Source organism: Serratia sp. JSRIV006, from assembly GCF_019968685.1.
GTDB lineage: Bacteria > Pseudomonadota > Gammaproteobacteria > Enterobacterales > Enterobacteriaceae > Chania > Chania fonticola_B.
On the sequence record NZ_CP074137.1, the window covers coordinates 3,178,199 to 3,200,903 of the forward strand.

The 22,705-nt window shown below is 52.8% G+C and carries 21 protein-coding genes; 7 read left to right on the forward strand and 14 right to left on the reverse strand.

What is annotated here, in order from left to right:
- Window positions 1-412: 412 nt before the first annotated feature.
- The 4 genes from KGP16_RS14680 to zwf all read right to left on the reverse strand — a co-directional run bounded on the left by KGP16_RS14680 (window position 413) and on the right by zwf (window position 6,574).
- The gene (locus tag KGP16_RS14680; RefSeq protein ID WP_223499904.1) at window positions 413-2,512 is read right to left on the reverse strand and encodes a peptidase domain-containing ABC transporter; all 2,100 of its coding nucleotides are present in this window, start codon (window positions 2,510-2,512) and stop codon (window positions 413-415) included.
- A complete protein-coding gene (locus tag KGP16_RS14685) occupies window positions 2,505-3,791 on the reverse strand; it encodes an HlyD family secretion protein (protein WP_223499905.1) in 1,287 nt (428 codons plus the stop codon). The genes KGP16_RS14680 and KGP16_RS14685 overlap by 8 nt, the downstream gene beginning before the upstream one ends.
- A 322-nt stretch (window positions 3,792-4,113) precedes the next feature.
- Window positions 4,114-4,755: a bifunctional 4-hydroxy-2-oxoglutarate aldolase/2-dehydro-3-deoxy-phosphogluconate aldolase gene (locus tag KGP16_RS14690; RefSeq protein WP_021181159.1), complete on the reverse strand. Its 642-nt coding sequence runs from the start codon at window positions 4,753-4,755 to the stop codon at window positions 4,114-4,116.
- Window positions 4,756-5,098: 343 nt separating this feature from the next.
- Window positions 5,099-6,574, reverse strand: a complete 1,476-nt coding sequence (zwf, locus tag KGP16_RS14695; protein ID WP_021181158.1) for a glucose-6-phosphate dehydrogenase — start codon at window positions 6,572-6,574, stop codon at window positions 5,099-5,101.
- 392 nt (window positions 6,575-6,966) lie between these two features.
- Here zwf and KGP16_RS14700 point away from each other — a divergent pair, with 392 nt between their 5' ends.
- The 4 genes from KGP16_RS14700 (at window position 6,967) to KGP16_RS14715 (ending at window position 10,868) form a co-directional block, all read left to right on the forward strand.
- Window positions 6,967-7,833, forward strand: coding sequence for a MurR/RpiR family transcriptional regulator (locus tag KGP16_RS14700; RefSeq protein ID WP_037376120.1), 867 nt, complete (start codon window positions 6,967-6,969; stop codon window positions 7,831-7,833).
- A 190-nt stretch (window positions 7,834-8,023) separates the two neighbouring features.
- Window positions 8,024-9,466, forward strand: coding sequence for a pyruvate kinase (gene pyk, locus KGP16_RS14705; protein WP_021181157.1), 1,443 nt, complete (start codon window positions 8,024-8,026; stop codon window positions 9,464-9,466).
- A 75-nt stretch (window positions 9,467-9,541) separates the two neighbouring features.
- Entirely contained in the window at window positions 9,542-10,423 is an 882-nt protein-coding gene (locus KGP16_RS14710; RefSeq protein ID WP_223499906.1) for a leucine-rich repeat domain-containing protein, read from the forward strand.
- A gap of 292 nt (window positions 10,424-10,715) precedes the next feature.
- Window positions 10,716-10,868 carry a Hok/Gef family protein gene (locus KGP16_RS14715; protein WP_021181155.1) on the forward strand — a complete coding sequence of 51 codons (153 nt, stop codon included), beginning with the start codon at window positions 10,716-10,718 and terminating at the stop codon, window positions 10,866-10,868.
- 221 nt (window positions 10,869-11,089) lie between these two features.
- Here KGP16_RS14715 and lpxM read toward each other — a convergent pair whose 3' ends face one another.
- The 3 genes from lpxM to znuA form a co-directional block, all read right to left on the reverse strand.
- Window positions 11,090-12,058, reverse strand: a complete 969-nt coding sequence (gene lpxM / locus KGP16_RS14720) for a lauroyl-Kdo(2)-lipid IV(A) myristoyltransferase (RefSeq protein WP_037376004.1) — start codon at window positions 12,056-12,058, stop codon at window positions 11,090-11,092.
- 192 nt (window positions 12,059-12,250) lie between these two features.
- A complete protein-coding gene (mepM, locus tag KGP16_RS14725) occupies window positions 12,251-13,573 on the reverse strand; it encodes a murein DD-endopeptidase MepM (RefSeq protein ID WP_037376005.1) in 1,323 nt (440 codons plus the stop codon).
- A 21-nt stretch (window positions 13,574-13,594) separates the two neighbouring features.
- Window positions 13,595-14,536, reverse strand: coding sequence for a zinc ABC transporter substrate-binding protein ZnuA (znuA, locus tag KGP16_RS14730; protein ID WP_094981408.1), 942 nt, complete (start codon window positions 14,534-14,536; stop codon window positions 13,595-13,597).
- A 78-nt stretch (window positions 14,537-14,614) separates the two neighbouring features.
- Here znuA and znuC point away from each other — a divergent pair, with 78 nt between their 5' ends.
- Window positions 14,615-15,373: a zinc ABC transporter ATP-binding protein ZnuC gene (gene znuC, locus KGP16_RS14735; protein WP_021181151.1), complete on the forward strand. Its 759-nt coding sequence runs from the start codon at window positions 14,615-14,617 to the stop codon at window positions 15,371-15,373.
- Window positions 15,370-16,155: a zinc ABC transporter permease subunit ZnuB gene (gene znuB, locus KGP16_RS14740; protein ID WP_021181150.1), complete on the forward strand. Its 786-nt coding sequence runs from the start codon at window positions 15,370-15,372 to the stop codon at window positions 16,153-16,155. Before znuC ends, znuB begins: the two co-directional genes overlap by 4 nt.
- A 42-nt stretch (window positions 16,156-16,197) precedes the next feature.
- On the opposite strand, the gene ruvB is transcribed toward znuB, so the two are convergent.
- From ruvB to KGP16_RS14775, 7 genes are all read right to left on the reverse strand, one after another.
- Window positions 16,198-17,205: a Holliday junction branch migration DNA helicase RuvB gene (gene ruvB / locus KGP16_RS14745; protein ID WP_021806657.1), complete on the reverse strand. Its 1,008-nt coding sequence runs from the start codon at window positions 17,203-17,205 to the stop codon at window positions 16,198-16,200.
- 18 nt (window positions 17,206-17,223) lie between these two features.
- On the reverse strand, window positions 17,224-17,838 hold the full coding sequence (ruvA, locus tag KGP16_RS14750; protein WP_094981360.1) for a Holliday junction branch migration protein RuvA: 615 nt from the start codon (window positions 17,836-17,838) through the stop codon (window positions 17,224-17,226).
- A 156-nt stretch (window positions 17,839-17,994) separates the two neighbouring features.
- A complete protein-coding gene (gene ruvC / locus KGP16_RS14755; protein WP_021181146.1) occupies window positions 17,995-18,516 on the reverse strand; it encodes a crossover junction endodeoxyribonuclease RuvC in 522 nt (173 codons plus the stop codon).
- A 67-nt stretch (window positions 18,517-18,583) separates the two neighbouring features.
- Window positions 18,584-19,327, reverse strand: a complete 744-nt coding sequence (locus KGP16_RS14760) for a YebC/PmpR family DNA-binding transcriptional regulator (protein ID WP_021181145.1) — start codon at window positions 19,325-19,327, stop codon at window positions 18,584-18,586.
- A gap of 21 nt (window positions 19,328-19,348) precedes the next feature.
- Entirely contained in the window at window positions 19,349-19,795 is a 447-nt protein-coding gene (gene nudB, locus KGP16_RS14765) for a dihydroneopterin triphosphate diphosphatase (RefSeq protein WP_021181144.1), read from the reverse strand.
- A complete protein-coding gene (aspS, locus tag KGP16_RS14770) occupies window positions 19,795-21,579 on the reverse strand; it encodes an aspartate--tRNA ligase (protein WP_021806659.1) in 1,785 nt (594 codons plus the stop codon). Before aspS ends, nudB begins: the two co-directional genes overlap by 1 nt.
- An 82-nt stretch (window positions 21,580-21,661) precedes the next feature.
- Window positions 21,662-21,892, reverse strand: a complete 231-nt coding sequence (locus tag KGP16_RS14775; RefSeq protein ID WP_021181142.1) for an FmdB family zinc ribbon protein — start codon at window positions 21,890-21,892, stop codon at window positions 21,662-21,664.
- Between the two features lie 201 nt (window positions 21,893-22,093).
- Between KGP16_RS14775 and KGP16_RS14780 the strand changes: the two genes are divergently transcribed.
- Window positions 22,094-22,666 (forward strand): hydrolase, encoded by a 573-nt coding sequence (locus KGP16_RS14780; RefSeq protein WP_223499907.1) that lies wholly within the window; start codon window positions 22,094-22,096, stop codon window positions 22,664-22,666.
- Window positions 22,667-22,705 lie beyond the last annotated feature (39 nt).

Consider the following 22,705-nt stretch of genomic DNA (forward strand, 5'->3'; position numbering starts at 1 on the left):
TTAGGTTATTTACTATTTAATTTATCTAATCTTTTTTCACAATAATCATATGCGAAAAAAGCGACAACGAACTGTAAGACCATTAGAACTAAAAACATAAAACCTCCATTTCCTATTAATGGAATAGAAAAGATAACATTTTAAAGATGATAGTTCAATAAATAAACCACCGAAAACATGTTATTTAGATCACTTACATACGTTTAAATGCATTATAAATAATAGCCAAGTTCAGCCGTTATTGGCCAAGAAGCTCAATGCCTCACCCGCACCACTGTTTAGCATAAATGATACCGCTTGTATTATCAGGATTATGTGAAATTATTAATACATAGGGTTTCATAGCTTTACGCCACCTTAAATTAATATTTACACATAGAGATAAAAGTATTTGATCACACCATCTCTATTTTCACACTAACGTAATGACTCTATCCGCTGAGGCAATCGTCGAAGGGCGATGCGCGATGATAACGCGGGTAATATTCATTTTCGCAATAGCATCATTAATATGCAGCTCGTTTTTCAGATCCAAATGGCTAGTTGCCTCGTCCATAAACAATATACTTGGCCTGCGATAAAGTGCACGCGCGATCAACAATCGCTGCTTCTGTCCACCAGATAAACTGCCCCCCAACTCCCCAATTAACGTTTCGTATCCCATTGGCATATTTTGAATATCGTCATGCATATTGCATCGGCGGGCACAAGCCTCAATTCGCTGAAAATCCCACTCAGCATCAAATCCCGAAATATTTTCAGCAATCGAACCTGCCAGCAACTTGTCATCCTGCAACACGCAGGCAATACACTGGCGATAATTATTCACACCGATATTACTGATATCCAGACCGTCAACCAGAATCGCGCCTTCATCCGGCGTCAGCAATCCGCACATCAATTTCATCAACGTGGTCTTACCCACACCGGATGGACCGACGATCGCCACACTTTCACCCGCTGCTATGCTGAGGTTTAAGTCGGCAATAATAGGCTTGGTTTGACGATCGTATTGATAACGCAGATTTCGAATCTGAAGTTCCACCGCCTGGCCTTTGGCAAATAGCTGGCGAATTGGCATTTGCTGTTCCGGCGGCGATAATACGATATCCGCTATCCTTTCATTATGCAAACTTAGCATACGCAACTGGAGCATCATGTCGATCAGGCTGCTGGCACGGTCAGAAAATTGGCCTCGATAAGCGTTGAAAGCAACAAACATCCCGAGCGTCATTTGATTGTCGATCACTAACGCAGCCCCTAACCACAGAATGATCACCTGATCGCAGGTCGCAATAAACGCGCCAAGCCCGCCAAACATCATATTCAGCTTGGTTAACTTGATGCCAGCGTTAATCGTTTCCACATTCAGGTTTAACCAAAACTGTGCCCGAGTCTCGGATAATCCCAATGCTTTTAAGGTACCAATGCTATACAACGTCTCCATAAAGTGAGAACTTGCCCGCGCGCCCTTTACCAGTTGCTCTTCCGACAGTTGCCGATGATATTGGTATGTCGATAGCCGTAAGATGATGTATACCGCCGTGAAGCCGAGCACTACCCACACTAGCCAACCGCCATAAAGCAACATCATAATAAACACGCCTACTGACATGATGCCATCGATAATGCTGCTAACGATGCTGGTGGTAAAGGTGGTTCTGATTGTATCCAGCGAACCGAAGCGGGATTGAATATCACCCAGCTTGCGCTTTTCGAAAAAAGAAAGAGGCAGTTTCAGCAGATGATCGAAAACCCCCGCTTTCCACTGTACGTCTATCAGCGCCCCCATAACAATGGAAATCCACGTTCTCAGCATGGATACGCCAGTACGGAATAAAATGAAGCACAACAATCCTATGCATATCAAAGCCAAAAGGTCATGGTCACCAGCCAGGATGACATGATCCATAACCAACTGCGTGCCAACTGGCAGCAACAGGTTGATGGCTTCAATCACTATCGAAAGACAGAAGATCTTAAACAATGCCCCCTTGAGGCCGCGCACGTTGGCCATGAGCTTGCGAAAACGTAACCTGCTCTGCTGCTTGATTGGTTGAAATTCGCTGTCAGGCCACAGTTCGAGTGCTACCCCGGTGAAGTGCCGCGAGAGCTCATGCAATTCCATCACCTTACGCCCGAAAGCCGGATCGTGGATCACCGCTCGTCCGCGGCTGATACTGACCAGCACAACGAAGTGCTTCATATCCCAATGGAGGATACAGGGCATTTTCAACACCTTAAGTTCGTCGATGTTCAGTGACAGTGCGCGCGATTGTAACCTCAGTGCATTTGCTATATCGATCAATGAGGCCATCGTTGCCCCACGTGAAGAAAAGCCGTAGCGGTTGCGCAGATTGAACAGGTCGATTTGCAACCCGTGGTAATGACACACCATCGCCAAGCTAGCCAAACCGCATTCAGATGCCTCCGCTTGCAGGATCTGCGGCACCTTTCTACCAAGTGCCAAGTTCAATCTTCCAGTCAGCGTCGCGAAATAAGAATCAGTCATTTATCGGTCCCATCAGACTTTTTTTCATATCGTAAAAAGGCGAAAACATCCATTGATATAAGGGCCTTTTCTCCAGGAAAAGCGTCGACTGGGCATACATACCGTTAGTCAACTGCAGCACTTTGCCCTGATAACTGATGTGCATTTTTTCCAGCGCGATGATGGCTTTGTAATAAGATGCGGTCTGCGCGGCCGTTTGATGCACGGGGGAACTGCTGTAAGTGGACATTTCTTGAACGGAGGCAGGAACATAAGCAATGCTTTCGATCTTGCCGGGAAATTGTCCAAATTTTTCGTAGGGAAAGGCGTCATAGCGAATGTTGATGGCATCATTCGCAGAGACATAGGGTACGCTACTGTTCGGCAACCACAGCACTAACTGATAAATCGCATCGCTACGAGGGATAATCTGCACCAAACTATCGCCACTATTGACCATTTGTCCTGGCGTAACGCTTAGAGACTCGATACGACCATCGGTTGGTGCGTTAACTATCAACGCTCCGCTGGCATCTGCTTCAGCCAATTGACGCTGTAAATCATTACGCTGAAACTGGTACTGAGAAATCTGGTTATCAAAATCCGCTGCGCGCGTAACAATATCACTCTCCAGATTAGTGATTTGCAGTGATTCCTGGATATGCTGACTATACAAATTTTGGAACAGGCTTTGTTGCTGATAAAATGAATAAGTCTGCCCGTTAAGCTGATCTTTGGTTATCAGGCCGCGTCGTTGATATTCCTTATATGAGCGCATGTTATCTTGAGCAAAGCCGACCCCTTCACGTGCGTTATTCAGCAACTGTTTGGATTGCGAATGGGCCGCTTGATACTGCTGCTTTTGCTGGTGTAGATTCTCCAACGTCATACGTTTATTGTCTTGTAGCTTCAAAATAATGCTATCGACATGCTGTACCTGGTTTTCCAGCGCCAAACGCGTATTGGCGCTGACTTTACCGGTATCCGTCACACGGCTGACATCTAGTTGATATAGGCGCTGACCCTTTTTGACCACATCGCCAATGCCGACAAATCGCTCTGCGATGAATCCCTGTTGTGGCGCAAACACGTTTACCGAGCGAGGAAAGGTAGTTATTTCTCCATACACATTGATGCGGCGGGTGTAGCTACCCAATATAAGGAAGGCAAGAAAAACAAGAAGAAAGAATAGTGATAAAACGCCGAAGCACCAAGCAGGCATACCCGTTATCAATAACGCTTTGCCAGCCCATTTGGCCCGTTGATGTTCTGTGACTTCCTGTCTGAATAAATCCCGCATAAAATCTATTTACCGGAAAAATATTTCAAGCCAATCCTGACCCGAAAATATATACGTTAAGATACTGCCAGAAATGTACCCAGCGGGTTAGATATGCTGACTCATTTTGCAAACAGCATCGTAAGGATAACCATTCTCATTATCATATATAGCGATCTGCCATAATTCAATCTTTTTCACGCCCCATAGCTTTAGGCCCGCTTCATCAGGGAATCCATTCAGTAAGTTGATAGCAACCACCGCAATATGTGAAGTTGTGGTATTTACAGGCAAAAAAAATGCCAATCACAGAGGATTGGCATCAGCAGGAGCGAACGCGGGTTTAGGCGGTAGCACCCTTGACGGCTTCACGCGCCAATTCGGTGATACGTGCATAGTCGCCGCTTTCCAGCGCATCCGCAGGCACTAACCAGGAACCACCGATGCACAGCACGCTTTTCAGTGCCAGATAGTCACGATAGTTGTTCGGCGTGATGCCACCCGTTGGACAGAAGCGCACCTGTGAGAACGGCCCGGCAATGGCTTGCAGCGCCTTGACGCCGCCGTTGGCCTCCGCTGGGAAGAATTTAAACTCGCGCAGGCCATAATCCATCCCCAACATCAGCTCGGAAACGGTGCTGATACCCGGGATCAACGGAATGCTGCCTGCGGTAGCAGCTTTCAGCAGATCGGCGGTCAGGCCAGGGCTGATGGCAAACTGAGCGCCAGCCTCGGTCACTTCTTGCAGCTGCTGCGGATTGATCACCGTGCCCGCACCAATGATGGCATCAGGAACTTCTTTGGCGATCGCACGAATCGCGTCCATCGCACAGGCGGTACGCAGCGTCACTTCCAGCACGCGCACGCCACCTGCAACCAGTGCTTTAGCCAACGGCACAGCGTGTTCCAGTTTGTTAATCACAATCACCGGAACTACGGGGCCTGCCGTCAGGATCTGTTCTGCACTGGTTTTCCAGTTTTTCATCGTCATTCTCTCCATTACTTTCGGTTGGTGTATGGCACGCCCCTGCCACAGGGCTCCGCATCGCTGCAGATTCCGATCGCACCGCTAAAAGCCAGCAGACAGGCTGACGCCGGTCACCTAGGCTAATTCTGTTGACGTGTTACCAGCCCCTCACCCCAGCCCTCTCCCCAAGGAGAGGGAGCTGAACGGTGCTCTCAATAAGCCCCCTACCGCTCCAATAATAAATCGGTCTCAATCTACCTCTGGCCTCAGAAAGAATACCTAGGCAGCGGCGAGCTCGATCGGTTCCCTCTCCTTTTGGGAGAGGGTTAGGGTGAGGGAGAGGGAACAGGTTAATTGCTGCTTATTCGAATTCGTTCCACGAACGGCCATCACGCGTGATCATCGCGACGGAAGCCACCGGCCCCCAAGTCCCAGACTGGTAGGGCTTAGGCGCTTCGTTGTCCGCTTTCCAGGCATCCATGATTGAGTCAACCCACTTCCAGGCCTCTTCCACTTCGTCACGGCGCACAAACAGCGCCTGGATACCACGCATGGTTTCCAGCAGCAGACGCTCATAGGCATCGGCCACGTGTTCCTGGTTAAAGGTTTCCGAGAAGCTCAGATCCAACTTGGTGGTTTGCAAACGATGTTTGTGATCCAGCCCCGGCACCTTGTTCAGTACCTGGATTTCGATCCCTTCGTCCGGCTGCAGGCGAATGGTCAGCTTGTTCTGTGGCAGTTGTTGATAGGAGTCACGGAACAGGTTCAGTGGTGGGTTTTTAAAGTACACCACCACTTCTGAACATTTGGTCGGCAAACGCTTACCGGTACGCAGATAGAACGGCACCCCGGCCCATTGCCAGTTGTCGATATCGACGCGGATGGACACAAAAGTCTCGGTGTTGCTGCTCTTGTTTGCCCCTTCCTCTTCCAGGTAGCCCGGCACTTTTTTACCCTGCACAAAGCCTGCGGTGTACTGGCCGCGCACGGTGGTTTCCCGGACATTGGTCTGATCGATACGGCGTAGCGAGCGCAGCACTTTCACTTTCTCATCACGGATACGGTCAGTGGTCAGGTCCGCCGGTGGCGACATGGCGATCATGGTCAGGATCTGCAACAGGTGATTCTGGATCATGTCGCGCATCTGCCCGGCCTGATCGAAGTAACCCCAGCGCCCTTCAATACCCACCTCTTCCGCCACGGTGATCTGCACGTGATCGATAGTGCGGTTATCCCAGTTGGAAGCAAACAGGGAGTTGGCAAAGCGCAACGCCAGCAGGTTCAGTACAGTCTCTTTGCCCAGATAGTGGTCGATACGGTAAACCTGGGATTCGTTAAAGTACTCAGCAACCTGATCGTTGATCACCCGTGAGGATGCCAGGTCAGTACCAAGTGGCTTTTCCATCACCACGCGCGCCGGCTCTTTATTCAGCTTGGCCTCGCCCAGGCCCTTGCAGATGGCGCCAAAGGTGCTTGGCGGCATGGCGAAATAGTTGATGGTGGTACGATGTTTCTGGTCCAGCATCTTGCCCAATTCAGCGAAGTGCTTGCTGTCGTTGACGTCCAGATTACAGAAGTCCAGGCGTGCGCTCAGCGTGGCCCAAAGCTCATCGTCCAGTTTTTCTTTCATAAAGGTGCCCAGGGCTTCCTTGACCACCTTGGTATAAGCTTCTTTATCCCACTCGGCACGGCCTACCCCGATGATACGGGTATCCGGGTGGATGTGACCGGCTTTCTCTAACTGGTACAGGGAAGGCAGCAGTTTACGACGCGCCAGATCGCCTTTCGCGCCGAAAATAACCAGGTCACAGGCCTGGGCTGTAGAGGTTACCGCCATGTTCATCTCCTCGATGCAGGATATTTGTAATTTTCTTACATTACTAATGTACTCTCTTTCGCTACGGCCAGTAAACCCGGATCAAAAGCAGAAAAAAAGCCCCAGAAACTACGGCGTTATCCCTGGTGCAGCGCGAACGCTGTTGGCAACAGGGAAAACTGTAATTTTCTGTCTTTTTTGACACTCTTTTACCATTATGAAAGTTAGACACAGGTCATGTTCTGGTGAAAAAAGCCAGCTTATCCCTTGTCGACACTGCCAACGCTTACCAGCACGTAGTATATTTTCATTAAACCGGATTGATTTCTCCTTTGATTGAAATCGACATACCCGATGGATCACCCGTGAAAGCCGGTGTCCGGCAGGTATAAACCATGAGTGACTCCCGTTATATGAATACGCTGGAAAAAATCCAGAGCCATCTGGAGCTCCTGAGCAAATCGGAAAGGAAAGTCGCCGAGGTGATCCTGGCCTCCCCACAAACCGCTATTCACTCCAGCATCGCCCGGCTGGCCAAACTGGCCGATGTCAGTGAGCCGACCGTTAATCGCTTTTGCCGCCGCCTGGAAACCAAAGGGTTCCCCGACTTCAAACTGCATCTGGCACAAAGCCTGGCTAACGGTACGCCCTATGTAAACCGCAATGTCGAAGAAAACGACACCGTTGCCGCTTACACCAGTAAGATCTTTGAGTCGGTGATGGCCAGCCTGGATACAGTAAAGGCAAATCTCGACATTACCGCAATCAATCGTGCGGTTGATCTGCTTACCCAGGCAAAAAAAATCTCGTTCTTCGGGCTCGGGGCCTCTGCCGCCGTGGCGCATGATGCCATGAACAAATTTTTCCGCTTCAATATTCCGGTGGTCTATTTTGACGATATCGTCATGCAGCGCATGAGCTGCATGAACTCCGTCGAGGGGGATGTCGTGGTACTGATCTCCCATACCGGGCGCACCAAGAATCTGGTCGAGATGGCGCATCTGGCACGAGAGAATGACGCCACGGTCATCGCCATCACCTCGAAAGATACTCCACTGGCCCAGGCTGCGACCCTCCCCCTACTGCTGGACGTGCCGGAAGATACCGATGTTTATATGCCAATGGTGTCCCGAATTGCACAGTTAACCCTGATTGACGTGCTGGCCACCGGATTTACCTTGCGTCGAGGGGCTAAATTCAGAGATAACTTGAAGCGGGTCAAGGAAGCGTTGAAAGAATCGCGCTTTGATAAAGGGATCGTCCCCAACAGTTTCGACTGAAAACGGTTTTAAAAACCGCCGGTCAGATCACAAGTTGACCCGCGGGATTATAGTTGTACCCTGATAGCTCGTTCATACAGATAACCCTGATGAAAATTGGGTAGGCGAAAAGCGTCGGCTCCCTCATCCGGTTTCGTTATCTGACGTTCAGCAACACCAATACTTGCGTCACAAGTCAACGGAGTAATACATGACCAGACGGCTCAGAAGAACCAAAATCGTTACCACACTGGGTCCGGCTACCGACCGCGACAATAATCTGGAAAAGATTATTGCTGCTGGTGCGAACGTAGTTCGGCTTAACTTTTCCCACGGCAATGCAGAAGACCATCAGGCACGGGCAGATAAAGTGCGTGAGATTGCGGCCAAGCTGGGGCGTCATGTCGCTATCCTGGGCGATCTTCAAGGGCCAAAAATCCGCGTTTCCACCTTTAAGGAAGGCAAGATTTTCCTTAACATCGGCGATAAATTCCTGCTGGATGCCAACCTGACCAAGGGGGAAGGCGATAAAGAAAAAGTCGGTATCGACTATAAAGGCCTGCCTGCGGACGTGGTGCCTGGCGATGTCCTGTTGCTGGACGATGGCCGTGTACAGCTGAAAGTGCTGGAAGTTCAGGGCATGAAAGTGTTCACCGAAGTCACCGTAGGTGGCCCGCTGTCGAACAATAAAGGCATCAACAAACTGGGCGGTGGTCTCTCTGCCGAAGCCCTGACCGAGAAAGACAAAGCCGATATCCTGATCGCCGCCAAAATTGGCGTCGACTACCTGGCTGTCTCCTTCCCGCGCACCGGCGAAGACCTGAACTATGCTCGCCGCTTGGCACGTGACGCTGGCTGCAACGCCAAAATCGTGTCGAAAGTTGAACGTGCTGAAGCCGTATGCAGCGACGAAGCGATGGATGACATCATCCTGGCCTCCGACGTGGTCATGGTTGCCCGTGGCGATCTGGGCGTCGAAATCGGCGATCCGGAGCTGGTGGGCATCCAGAAGAAACTGATCCGTCGCGCCCGTACGCTGAACCGTGCGGTGATCACCGCCACGCAGATGATGGAATCGATGATCACCAACCCGATGCCGACCCGCGCCGAAGTGATGGACGTGGCGAACGCCGTGCTGGATGGTACCGATGCGGTCATGCTGTCTGCCGAAACCGCTGCGGGCCAGTATCCAGCCGAAACGGTAGCCGCCATGGCGCGTGTTTGCCTGGGTGCAGAAAAAATCCCAAGCATCAACGTGTCCAAGCACCGTCTGGACGTGCAGTTCGACAATATCGAAGAAGCCATCGCCATGTCGACCATGTATGCCGCTAACCACCTTAAAGGGGTTACCGCCATCATCGCCATGACCGAATCTGGCCGCACCGCGCTGATGATGTCACGTATCAGCTCCGGCTTGCCGATCTTCGCCATGTCTCGCCATGAGCACACGCTGAACCTGACGGCGCTGTATCGCGGTGTCACCCCGGTCTACTTTGGCAGCCACAGCGATGGCGTTGCCGCCGCTAATGACGCTATCGCCCGTCTGCGTGATAAAGGTTACCTGGTGTCTGGCGATCTGGTGCTGGTTACCCAAGGTGACGTCATGAGCACCGTGGGCACCACCAATACCAGCCGTATCCTGCGCGTAGACTGATTACCGCGCATTTAATGTTAAGGCCGGTCGGTTTACGCTGACTGGCTTTTTTATTGCTATTTGGGGAACCTCTTCATGCTACATCAACATCATCAGCAATATACTCGTGGCTCGCTGGATCTTGATGGGCGGCAATTGGCCAATCTGGAGAGTGAAGATCTCAGCGGCACCTCCCTGCAAAAAATCAGCCTGTACAATAATTGCCTGACCCGCTTCCCCGAGCAGATTTTTCACCATCGTGACCTGAAAGTGCTCAACATTTCCTGCAACCAGATTGCCGAACTGCCGACGGAAATCGGTTTGCTCCGCCAGTTGCAAATGTTCGATTTTGGTCACAACCAGGCAACATCAATTCCCGCCGAAATCGGGGAATTGCGTGAATTAAAGTATCTGTATTTGAGTGATAACGGTTTCAGCCAGCTACCCGATTCGCTGCGCCAGCTGCAAGCGTTGTGTTATCTGAATCTGACGGATAATCAGCTAGTGGAATTCCCTACGGCACTGTGCGGCCTGACGGCGCTACAAGAGCTGCGTCTCTACAATAATGCCATCACCGCATTACCCTCGGAGATCGGTTTATTGGACCAGTTGCGTGAATTACACCTGATGAAAAACCGTCTCACTACCCTGCCCAGCGAGATCGCTCAACTGTCAGAGTTACAGGTGATAGATTTGGAAAACAACGCCATTGCGTACTTACCCGATCAATTCTGCCAATTGCCCAAGTTAGCTACGCTCAATCTGCGTTTCAACCAATTATCCCAGCTGCCTGAAGACTTGGGTGCATTGAGTTCACTGGTTTCATTAGACTTGCGTGCCAACCGATTAAGTCAATTACCGACCAGCATGGCGCAAATGAAAAACCTACGGCGACTGGACCTGCGTTGGAATGACTTCGACCATTATCCAGCGGTGCTTGAACCGCTAATCCAGCAGGGCTGTATGGTTCATTGCTAATTGCCTGACTAAAATCTGCAACGGTGAACAGTGGGTTTTTCAGGCCGTTGCAGAGCATTGCGTAACGCTGCGCAGAGTTGGTATTTGGGAATAAAACAGACACGAGCCAGACGGGTGTGATGAATATACTACGCGTGGGTGCTCTGGATCTTTGTATCTGGAGCCAAAAGCCAAGGTGATGGATACAAAGAGAAAAGCCCCGAGTCGATAACATCAACCCGAGGCCAACTCTAACGCCAGACAACGTTAGGTTAGCTTCTTACCTGCCGAGAGGCAAGGAGAAGGAAACACAATGTTGAATAAAGGAAACATCGTCAAACTGGTCGTTATCTGTACCACCGTTATTTTGCTGGTATGGCTAACGCGCAGCAAACTTTGTGAGCTGCGTATTCGATCGGGCAACACGGAGGTTGCGGCCATTTTGGCCTACGAATCCGAACGGTAAGGCAACCCAACGGCGGGGGCCTGCTCCCGCCCGTTGGTTGTTGGCGTGTAGATCTAGGAGCACCCTTCTCCTACAAACCAAAAGGACAGGTTATAGCCCGTCGTTACAGTTTGCCAAAAGCTGCTGAAATTGTAGGAAACGAACAGGTTAGAGCGTAGGGGCGCCGCATACTGCGCTTATTTAGCAGAGTGTAACGCCCGGTAGAGAGTTGATAAGCGACATTAACGATATAAATCGTCCCGCGAGTAAGGTTCAATCTCACCTTCCTTGCGCGTTTTCAGCAGCTTCAAAATCCAGGTATATTGCTCTGGATTAGGGCCCACCAGGTTTTCCACTTCTTCGTTCATGCGGCGCGCAATGCGAACATCGTCGGCTTCGGCCAGATCATCCATCGGCTCACGGATATAAATGTCCAGCATGCTGGTTTTACCGTCATAAACCGGGAATAGCGGCACGATCGCCGCTTTGCAGACTTTCATCAAGCGGCCGACTGCAGGCAATGTGGCTTTATAGGTCGCAAAGAAATCCACGAATTCACTGTGCTCGGCACCGTGATCCTGGTCAGGCAGATAATAGCCCCAATAACCATGGCGCACCGAACTGATAAAAGGCTTGATGCCATCGTTGCGGGCATGCATACGGCCACCAAACTTGCGGCGCACGCTATTCCACAGATAGTCGACCAATGGGTTGCTCTGGTTATGGAACATCGCTGCCATGGGTTGCCCGCGCGCAGCCATCAGCATCGCTGGCACATCAACGGCCCAGCCGTGCGGCACCAGGAAAATCACGTTGCGGCCTTCCTCACGGATTTTATCCAGCACTTCTTCACCGTGCCAACGCACGCGCTTGAGTACTTTCTCCGGTTTGGTACAGGCCAGTTCCGCCATCAGGATCATCGATTGCGGCGCGGTAGCAAACATCTCATCGATAATATGCTCGCGTTGCTGTTCTGGCAGTTCCGGCATGCAATAAAGCAGATTGATACGGGCGCGGCGTCGTGCCCCTTTAGCAACCTTGCCAGCCAGTTTACCAATCGCACCCAGTAATGGGTCTCGCATTCGAGCAGGGACCAGAGAAATACCGGCCATCAGCCCGGTTCCCAACCAAACGCCCCAGTAGCGCGGATGATAGAAGGCTTTATCAAATTGTGGGATGAACTCTACGTTCGATTTCTTCTCGTTTTGCATGACCTGCTCTTTATTCAACGCACCTGCTCGGAAGATATAAACTATATACCTAGTTGCAGTCAGGCGGGTGAGTCAGGTTAAAACCAGCACCGTTCACTGACAAAATGCAGCTATCGTTATCTTGAGCAGGCATTAATAAAAAAACATCGGCCCGAAATCAGGCCGATGGGAAATCATAAGGGATAGCGATGGTTAATCCAGCTGCAGCTGTGGCACCACTTCCTTCACCTGTGCCAGGTAATCGCTGCGATCTTTGCCCATCAGCCCTTCCGAGCGAGGCAACTTAGCCGTCAATGGGTTAACCGCTTGCTGGTTAGTCCACATTTCATAATGCAAATGTGGGCCGGTAGAGCGGCCGGTGTTACCGGAAAGCGCAATGCGATCGCCACGTTTCACCTTCTGCCCTGGCTTGACCAACAGCTTTTTCAAGTGCATATAGCGCGTGGTATATTGGCGGCCATGACGGATCGCCACATAGTTACCTGCCGCGCCACTGCGCTTGGCGATCACCACTTCACCGTCACCCACCGCCAACACTGGCGTGCCGACCGGCATGGCGAAGTCGACGCCTTTATGCGGTGCAATGCGCCCGGTCACCGGATTTACGCGGCGTGGGTTAAAGTTGGAAGAAATACGGAACTGCTTCATGGTCGGGAAACGCATAAAGCCACGCGCCAACCCGGAACCCTGACGATCGTAGAACTTGCCGTCATCGGCGCGGATGGCGAAGTAGTCTTTGCCGCTGCTGCGCATACGCACGCCCAACAGTTGGCTTTGCTCGCTCTTGCCGTCAAACTCTTCGCGCGACATCAACACCGCGAACTGATCGCCTTTGCGCAGCTTGCGAAAATCAAGCTGCCACTGCAGGGCTTTGATTACCGCATTGATCTCGGCACGGCTCAGGCCAGCCGCCGAGGCGCTGCTGACAAAGCTGCCGTTCAGCTTGCCGGTCAACACGCTGTTGCGCCATTCGCCCTTTTGAGTTTCCTTGGTTTCTTTAAAGGAATTGCCCACACGGTCATAGGTGCGGGTTTCACGGCGTGAAACTTCCCAGGTCAGGCGCTTGAGATCGCCATCTTCGGTAAGCGTCCAGGAGAGTTGCTGGCCGATTTTCAGGTTACGCAAATCGCGGTTCTGCGAAGCCAGCAGTGAGACATCCGACATTTCGATGCCGTACTGAGTCAGAATACTACCGAGCGTATCACCGGTAGAAACCACATATTCATGCACACCTTCCTCTCCGGCGACCTTCTGGTCCAGCTCATCCTCAGGGATGTCATCATCGGGGGTGGGTTGGTCGGCATCAATAGGTTCACTGGCTTCGGGCTGCAATGCCCTTAACTGGTTGGCTTCCAACTCGACGCTTTTAACGATAGGGTTATGTTCTGGGTGATAAACGGAAGGCCGCCAAACAGCGACGGCCAACGTAACGACTGTCAACGACCCTAGCATTACGCGATGGGGCCGAGGCAGGTTGTTATACGCCAGAGTGATAGTTCGGACTATCTTCTGCACTCAATAATATCCTCATAATCTTTACTTCAGGCAGCTCACGTACTGGTTGGACAGCGCTGTCAGGAAGTTCCCGTAGCTGTCTTTCCCCAGTGCGATGCCGGTGCCCAGCGGGTCCAGCGTTCCAGAACGCACATTGGTCCCCTTGGCAACGGCATTAATTACGGCCGGTCTGAATTGTGGCTCAGCAAAAACGCAGACTGCTTTCTGCTCAACCAACTGTGTTCGAATTTGGTGTAAACGCTGTGCGCCAGGTTGAATTTCGGGGTTAACGGTAAAATGGCCCAGTGGGCTCAAGCCAAAGTGTTTTTCAAAGTAGCCATAAGCGTCATGAAAAACAAAATATCCCTTACCTTGCACAGGCGTTAGCATCTTAACAAGATTTTTATCAGTTTGCGCTAGCTGATCCTCGAACTGGCGCAGGTTTGCGTCTAATTTGTCCTTCTTTTGCGGCATAAGTTCCAATAATCTGTCGTGAATCGCGATCGCGGTCACTTTTGCCACCTCTGGCGACAGCCAAACGTGCATATTATAGTCACCGTGATGATGGTCGTGCCCCTCGTCGCCATCCGCATGACTATGCGCTTCGGCTGCATGATCATGGTCATGATCGTCATCGCCTTTCATCAACAACGGCTGTACCGCAGGCAGTTCACCGATCGCCAACTGCTTATTGGCGGGCAGTTGCGTCAAAGATTTGGTCAGAAAAGCCTCCATATCTGGCCCAACCCACAGCACCAGGTCGGCGCTACGCAGCCGCTGAATGTCCGACGGGCGTAAGGCGAAGTCATGAGGCGAGGCACCGTCCGGTAATAAAATCTCGGTAGGCGTGACCCCATCTGCGATAGCGGATGCGATAAAGCCCAGCGGGCGGATAGAGGTCACTACGGCGGCCGTCGCATTGCCAGCCATTACCAAAGCCGTCGCCAGCAGAGTGCGTTGCAGCCATTTATTTTTCTGTACCATCATCAGTAATCCCGTCGTTTTCAGCAAAGAAGCGTGATATTATAACATTCGGTTAGTTCTGCAAAATGTAATCACGATATGTCTACACTGGCAACGCTAAAAAATATCTCTGTTTCTTTTGGTACCCGGCGGGTACTGACAAATATCTCTCTTAACCTGCAACCGGGTCGTATTCTGACGCTCCTCGGGCCTAACGGAGCCGGCAAGTCAACGCTGGTTCGCGTAGTGCTGGGCTTAATTGCCCCAACGGAAGGCACGCTGGAACGTCTGCCGGGGCTGCGCATTGGCTATGTGCCGCAAAAGCTGCATCTCGATGCCACCCTGCCCTTGACCGTCAACCGCTTTATGCGGCTCAAACCCGGGGTGAAAAAGGCCGATATCTTGCCCGCGCTCAAACGCGTGCATGCCGCGCACCTGTTGGATCAGCCCATGCAAAAGCTGTCCGGCGGCGAAAACCAGCGGGTGTTGCTGGCACGAGCGCTGTTGAATCAACCGCAGTTGCTGGTGCTGGATGAGCCCACGCAAGGGGTGGACGTTAACGGCCAGTTGGCGTTATATGACCTGATCGACCAATTGCGCAAAGAGCTGGGCTGCGCGGTGCTAATGGTTTCCCATGACCTGCACCTGGTGATGGCCAAAACCGACGACGTCCTGTGCCTGAACCAACATATCTGCTGCTCTGGCACACCGGAAGTGGTGTCAATGCACCCGGAGTTTATCGCCATGTTCGGTAACCGGGGCGCTGAGCAGTTGGCGATCTATCGCCATCACCATAATCACCGTCACGACCTGCAAGGCAGAATTGTGCTGAAAAAAACCGGGGGCCGTGAGGCATGATTGAACTGTTATTGCCCGGCTGGCTGGCCGGTGTGCTGCTGGCTGCGGCGGCGGGTCCGTTGGGTTCCTTTGTGGTCTGGCGCCGAATGTCATACTTTGGCGATACGCTGGCACATGCATCGCTGCTTGGCGTTGCCTTCGGCTTATTGCTGGACGTCAATCCGTTTTACGCCGTGATTGCCGTCACGCTGCTGTTAGCCTTAGTACTGGTTTGGCTGGAGCGCCGCCCGCAGTTGTCGATAGATACGCTGCTCGGCATTATGGCGCATAGTGCGCTATCGCTGGGTCTGGTGGTGGTCGCGCTGATGTCCAACGTGCGCGTAGATCTGATGGCTTATCTGTTTGGGGATTTGCTGTCGGTGACGATCGGCGATATCTGGATGATCGGTACTGGCGTGGTGATTGTGCTGTTGGTGCTCTGGTGGCAATGGCGCGATCTGCTGTCGATGACCATCAGCCCGGAGATGGCTCATGTCGACGGCGTTAACCTGCCACGCGCACGCACCATTTTAATGCTGGTCACCGCCTTGACCATCGGGCTGGCCATGAAATTTGTCGGTGCGCTGATTATTACGTCGCTACTGATTATCCCAGCCGCAACCGCACGGCGTTTTGCCCGCACTCCTGAACAAATGGCCGGTTATGCGGTATTGATAGGGATAATTGCGGTCACCGGCGGGCTAACCTTCTCGGCATTCTACGATACGCCAGCTGGGCCCTCGGTAGTGTTAAGCGCTGCGGTGCTGTTTGTACTGAGCCTGTCGAAAAAGCAGCAGGCTTGATCTCATTACGCCAGGGTCTCCCCTGGCGTAACTCCTGGATTGCTACTTCTCTTCTCGCTCGATACCAAAGTGCTTATAGGCATGATTGGTCGCCATTCGGCCACGCGGAGTACGCTGAATAAACCCTTGTTGGATCAGGAAGGGTTCGATCACGTCTTCTATCGTTTCACGCTCTTCACCGATTGCCGCCGCCAGGTTATCCAACCCCACCGGGCCACCGGTAAACTTGTCGATGATCGCCAGCAACAGCTTGCGGTCCATATAGTCGAAACCTTCCGCATCGACGTTCAGCATATCCAATGCCTGCATGGCCACTTCACCATTGATCACTCCGTTGGCACGGACTTCGGCAAAGTCGCGCACGCGGCGCAGCAGACGGTTGGCAATACGCGGCGTACCGCGGGCGCGACGTGCCACTTCATGCGCCCCATCGGGAGACAGATCCAGCCCCAGGCAGTTGGCACTGCGGGAAACGATATGCTCCAGATCGGCCACCTGATAAAACTCCAGACGCTGCACGATGCCGAAGCGATCGCGTAATGGAGAGGTCAAGGAACCGGCCCGCGTGGTGGCTCCAACCAGGGTGAACGGTGGCAGGTCGAGCTTGATTGAGCGCGCCGCCGGACCTTCACCGATCATGATATCCAACTGATAGTCTTCCATCGCTGGATACAGGATCTCTTCCACTACCGGCGAAAGACGGTGGATTTCGTCGATAAACAGGACGTCATGGGGCTCCAGGTTGGTGAGCATTGCCGCCAGATCCCCCGCCTTTTCCAGCACCGGACCAGAAGTGGTACGCAGGTTAACGCCCATCTCATTAGCCACGATGTTGGCCAAGGTGGTTTTACCCAACCCAGGCGGCCCGAAGATCAACAGGTGGTCCAGTGCATCGCCGCGCTGTTTGGCAGCCTGAATAAAGATTTCCATCTGCTCACGCACGTGCGGCTGGCCAACGTACTCCGTCAGCAGCTTAGGGCGGATCGCACGATCCAGCACCTCTTCTTCATTGAACGGCTCGGCAGAGATCAGGCGGTCGGCTTCAATCATGGTCTACCCCTTTCCGGCCTACAGTGCGGCACGTAATGCTTCGCGGATTAATGCCTCGCAATCCGCACCCGGCTTGGCAACCTTGCTGACCATGCGGCTGGCTTCCTGCGGCTTATAGCCCAAGGCCACCAGTGCTGAGGCCGCTTCGGCTTCAATATCCATCTCCGCCGCTTTGGCCGCACTGGTCGGTAGAGGGATTTCGCTGCTGTTGTTGAACAGATCGCCGTTCAGGCCTTTGAAGCGGTCTTTCATTTCGACGACCAGACGCTCGGCGGTTTTCTTACCCACGCCTGGCAATTTGATCAACGTAGTGATCTCTTCACGTTCCACCGCGCTGACAAACTGCTGGGCAGACATGCCGGAGAGGATCGCTAGTGCCAGTTTTGGCCCCACGCCGTTCACTTTAATCAGCTCACGGAACAGCGCACGCTCTTGTTTATCATTGAACCCATACAGCAGCTGTGCATCTTCACGCACCACGAATTGGGTAAACACGATAGCCTCTTGCCCCAGTTCCGGCAGCTCGTAAAAGCAGGTCATCGGCATATGCACTTCATACCCGACGCCATTGGTTTCAAGTAACACCAGCGGTGGCTGCTTTTCCAGAATAATTCCTCTGAGACGACCTATCATTACCCCTCCTGAATGGATCCCTGTACGTGGCGCACTGCCACGCAGTATTGATACAGCTTATACCATAAAAAAGGCTGGATGAATATCCAGCCTCCGAACGATAACAAAATGGCCATGCCTCGGCGGGCCAGCATGCAGCCTCTACGTTACAGACCCCTAACGTAAACGCCCACGCGCCAGATTCAACCGCCCTTCACTCATACGCAGCACGTTCTGGCTGAGATGGCAGTGGGTAATGGCGATAGCCAACGCATCCGCGGCATCCGCCTGAGGATTGGCAGACAGCTTCAGCAGTGAGCGAACCATATGCTGCACCTGAGACTTTTCCGCCGCACCGGTACCGACCACCGTCTGTTTCACCTGACGCGCCGCATACTCAAACACTTCCAGGTTTTGATTGACGGCGGCAACGATCGCCACGCCCCTCGCTTGCCCCAACTTCAGCGCCGAGTCCGGGTTCTTGGCCATAAACACCTGTTCGATGGCGAAGAAGTCCGGTTGAAACTGGGTGATGATTTCGCTCACGCCAGCATAAATCAGCTTCAGGCGCGTTGGCATATCATCCACCACGGTACGAATACAACCGCTGGCAACATAGGTCAGTTGGCGGCCCTGCTGGCGGATCAGGCCATAGCCGGTGACGCGCGAGCCGGGATCGATACCCAGTATGATCGCCATTGCTACCACCACCCTGCATTGATTGTTGCCTGGCGTTGCCGGTTGGCAACGCCATCATTCACCTGCATTACAGCGTTGCAGCGATCTCGTCGGAGATCTCACCGTTATGGTAAACCTCCTGCACGTCGTCACAGTCTTCCAGCATGTCGATCAAGCGCAGTAACTTAGGCGCCGTTTCAGCATCCATGTCCGCTTTGGTGGACGGGATCATGGAAACCTCCGCCGAGTCTGCCTCAAAGCCTGCCGCGGTCAACGCGTCTTTCACTTCACCCAGATTTTCCCAGGCGGTGAAGACGTCAATGGCACCGTCGTCATAGGTCTGGATATCTTCAGCACCCGCTTCCAATGCGGCTTCCATCACCGTGTCTTCATCCAGACCCGGTGCATAGGTGATCACGCCTTTTTTGGTGAACAGATAGGCCACGGAACCGTCGGTACCCAGGTTGCCACCACACTTGGTGAAGGCATGGCGCACTTCTGCCACGGTACGGTTACGGTTGTCACTCAGGCATTCGATCATTACCGCAGTGCCGCCAGGGCCGTAACCTTCATAGATGATGGTTTCCATATTGGTATCATCATCGCCGCCTACGCCACGGGCGATAGCACGGTTCAGGGTATCGCGCGTCATGTTGTTGGACAGCGCTTTATCAATAGCCGCACGCAGACGCGGGTTCGAACCCGGATCGCCGCCGCCCAATTTGGCTGCAGTCACCAGCTCACGGATAATTTTAGTGAAAATCTTACCGCGTTTGGAATCTTGTGCAGCTTTGCGGTGTTTGGTGTTGGCCCATTTACTATGACCTGCCATAAAAAATATCTCCAAAAAGAACTACTGGACAGAATGGATCACAAACTCTTCAATCGCCTGCTGATTACTCCAGGACTTGGTCAGTTTGACCGCCTCGGACGCCTCAAGCCATTGGTAAGCATGATGTTCGGTCAAGACCGGATCGCGCTCATCAGGTAACGCCAGACAGAACCAGTGCTCTTTATTACGCGTGGTTCCCGGCGCATAGCGGTGTCGCAAATGGACAAAGAGTTCAAATTCCACACAGCGCTGGCAATCGAACAACGGCAGACCCTCTGCTGCGATATCGATGCCAATCTCTTCCATGACTTCGCGCTGTGCGGCATGCGGCGGCGATTCGGCGTCTTCAAGGCTGCCGGTGACCGACTGCCAGAACTCCGTATCGTCACGCCGCTGTAACATCAGCACCCGGCCACTGGATTTTGCATAAATCACCACCAGAATAGACTCGGGCCGCTTGTAATTCATCACTCGCTCTCTTGTTCGGCTGAGGCTTTCTTCACTACGCTGATCGCCAGTTCCTGCAACGAAGCCGGGTTGGCGAAGCTTGGTGCATCGGTCATCAGACAGGCTGCCGCGGTGGTTTTCGGGAAAGCGATAACATCACGGATGTTCTCGGTACCGGTTACCAACATCACCAGACGATCCAGACCGAAGGCCAAACCGGCGTGCGGAGGAGTACCGTACTTCAGCGCATCCAGCAGGAAGCCAAACTTCTCACGTTGTTCTTGTTCGTTGATGCCAAGAATACCGAAGACGGTTTGCTGCATTTCACTGCGGTGAATACGCACGGAACCACCACCCACTTCATAGCCGTTCAGCACCATATCGTAGGCATTGGCGATAGCTGAGGTAGGATCTTTTTGCAGCTCTTCCGGGCTCATATCGCGCGGGGCGGTAAACGGATGGTGCATCGCCGCCAGGCCACCTTCGCCGTCCTCTTCGAACATTGGGAAATCGACCACCCACAGCGGTGCCCAGCTGTCGAGCTTGGTCAGGCCCAGATCGCGGCCGATTTTCAAGCGCAGCGCGCCCATGGCGTCGGTAACGATTTTAAAGCTGTCGGCACCGAAGAACAGAATGTCGCCGGTTTGCGCATTGGTGCGCGCCAGGATCGCTTCCAGCACTTCGGCACTGAGGAATTTGGCAATCGGGCTTTGCACGCCTTCCATACCCGCAGCACGATCGTTAACCTTCAGCCATGCCAAACCTTTGGCACCGTAGATATTCACGAAAGCGCCGTATTCGTCGATCTGCTTACGGGTCAGCTGCGCGCCACCCGGAACACAAATCGCGGCCACGCGGCCTTTGGCATCGTTCGCCGGGCCAGAAAACACTTTAAACTCAACGTCTTTAACCAGGTCGGCAACGTCCACCAGCTCCAGCGGGTTACGCAGGTCTGGCTTATCGGAACCGAAACGGCGCATCGCTTCGGCAAAGGTCATGATTGGGAATTTACCCAGATCGACGCCCTTCACGTCCAGCCACAGTTCATGCACCAGTTGCTCCATCACTTCACGCACCTGCTCGGCGCTCATGAAAGAGGTTTCCACGTCGATCTGGGTGAATTCCGGCTGGCGATCGGCGCGCAGGTCTTCGTCACGGAAACACTTGACGATCTGGTAGTAACGGTCGAAGCCAGACATCATCAGCAGCTGTTTGAACAACTGTGGGGACTGTGGCAACGCGTAGAATTTACCTTTATGTACGCGGCTTGGTACCAGATAGTCACGGGCACCTTCCGGCGTGGCTTTGGTCAGCATTGGGGTTTCGATATCCAGGAAGCCGTGGCTGTCCATAAAGCGGCGCACAAAGCTGGTGATCTTGGCACGGGTTTTCAGGCGGTCGGCCATTTCCGGGCGACGCAGATCCAGGTAGCGATATTTCAGACGCGCTTCTTCGCTGTTGGTCTGATTCGAGTCTAACGGCAGCGGTTCGGAGCGGTTGATGATCTCAAGCTGATGAGCGAACACCTCAACTTCGCCAGTCGCCATATCCTTGTTGACCTGGCTTTCCGGGCGCGCACGCACGGTACCGACGATCTGGATGCAGAACTCGTTACGCAGTTCGAAGGCTTTGTCGAAGGCCACTTTCTGATCCGGATCGAAGAACACCTGCACGATGCCTTCGCGGTCACGCATATCAATAAAGATCAGGCCACCCAGATCGCGGCGGCGGTTGACCCAACCACACAAAGTGACTTCCTGGCCGACGTGGGCCAGATTCAACTGCCCGCAATATTCAGTACGCATACGCTATCCTTTTGACTTAAGCCGATTCGGCCGGAGGTTGGCAGCAGTTGCTGTTTCCGCACGGCTATTATCTGACGAATTGTTATTTATCACCCGGTTTGAAGTCTGTTGCATACCAGCCGGTGCCCTTTAACTGGAAACCGCTGGCAGAGATCAACTTGGTCAGTGCGGGCTGCCCACACGCCGGACATTGAGTCAACGGCGCGTCGGAAAATTTTTGTAGTTTCTCTAATCGATGTTGGCATGAGCCACATGCATATTCATAAATCGGCATAGATCGCTGGATTAAAGATTGGTGAAAAAAGGCGGTCATTATAAAGGAAATTCATGCGCCAGATAAGAGCGAACACGGCATTGTTGCAATGCTAAATCGCACCTAGCGGTAGCAAACAACACATCGGTTAACAAATTTCCCATTAACTGGCAGCAGTTTTATCACGTAGCCTATGTCTCCGTCGTCTTTCAAAAGCCGGTAGCACAACCTTAAATCCACTTTAACCCAGAGACGCTCCCAATGTTGAAACTTGATGCCCAAACCACCGCCTTGGTCCTGATCGATCTACAAAACGGCATTCTACCTTACGCCGCTGGTCCGCACAGTGCCAGCCAAGTCGTCACCCATGCGGCCCGTCTGGCAGGGCGTTTCCGCGCGCTGAATGCCCCCGTGTTTCTGGTGCGCGTCGGCTGGTCTGATTCCTTTGCCGAAGCGCTCAAGCAACCGGTAGATAAGCCTTCACCGTCTCCGGTCGGCGGGCTGCCAGCCTCCTGGTGGGAATTCCCCGAAGCGCTGGCGGTACAAGACAGCGATGTGCTGATCACCAAGCGTCAATGGGGAGCATTCTATGGCACCGACCTGGACCTGCAACTGCGCCGTCGGGGCATCAAATCGCTGGTATTGGGCGGTATCGCCACCAATATTGGCGTGGAGTCTACCGCGCGCGCGGCCTGGGAACATGGTTACGAGTTGGTGATCGCCGAAGACATGTGCAGCACCTACAGCGCCGAGATGCACCAATTCGCCTTCGATAATATCTTCCCGCGTATTGCCCGTGTGCGTAGCACCAGTGAGATCCTTGCTGCGCTGTAAAAGCTCATCTAGCTGTTGATAAAGAGTAACAGGTGGAAG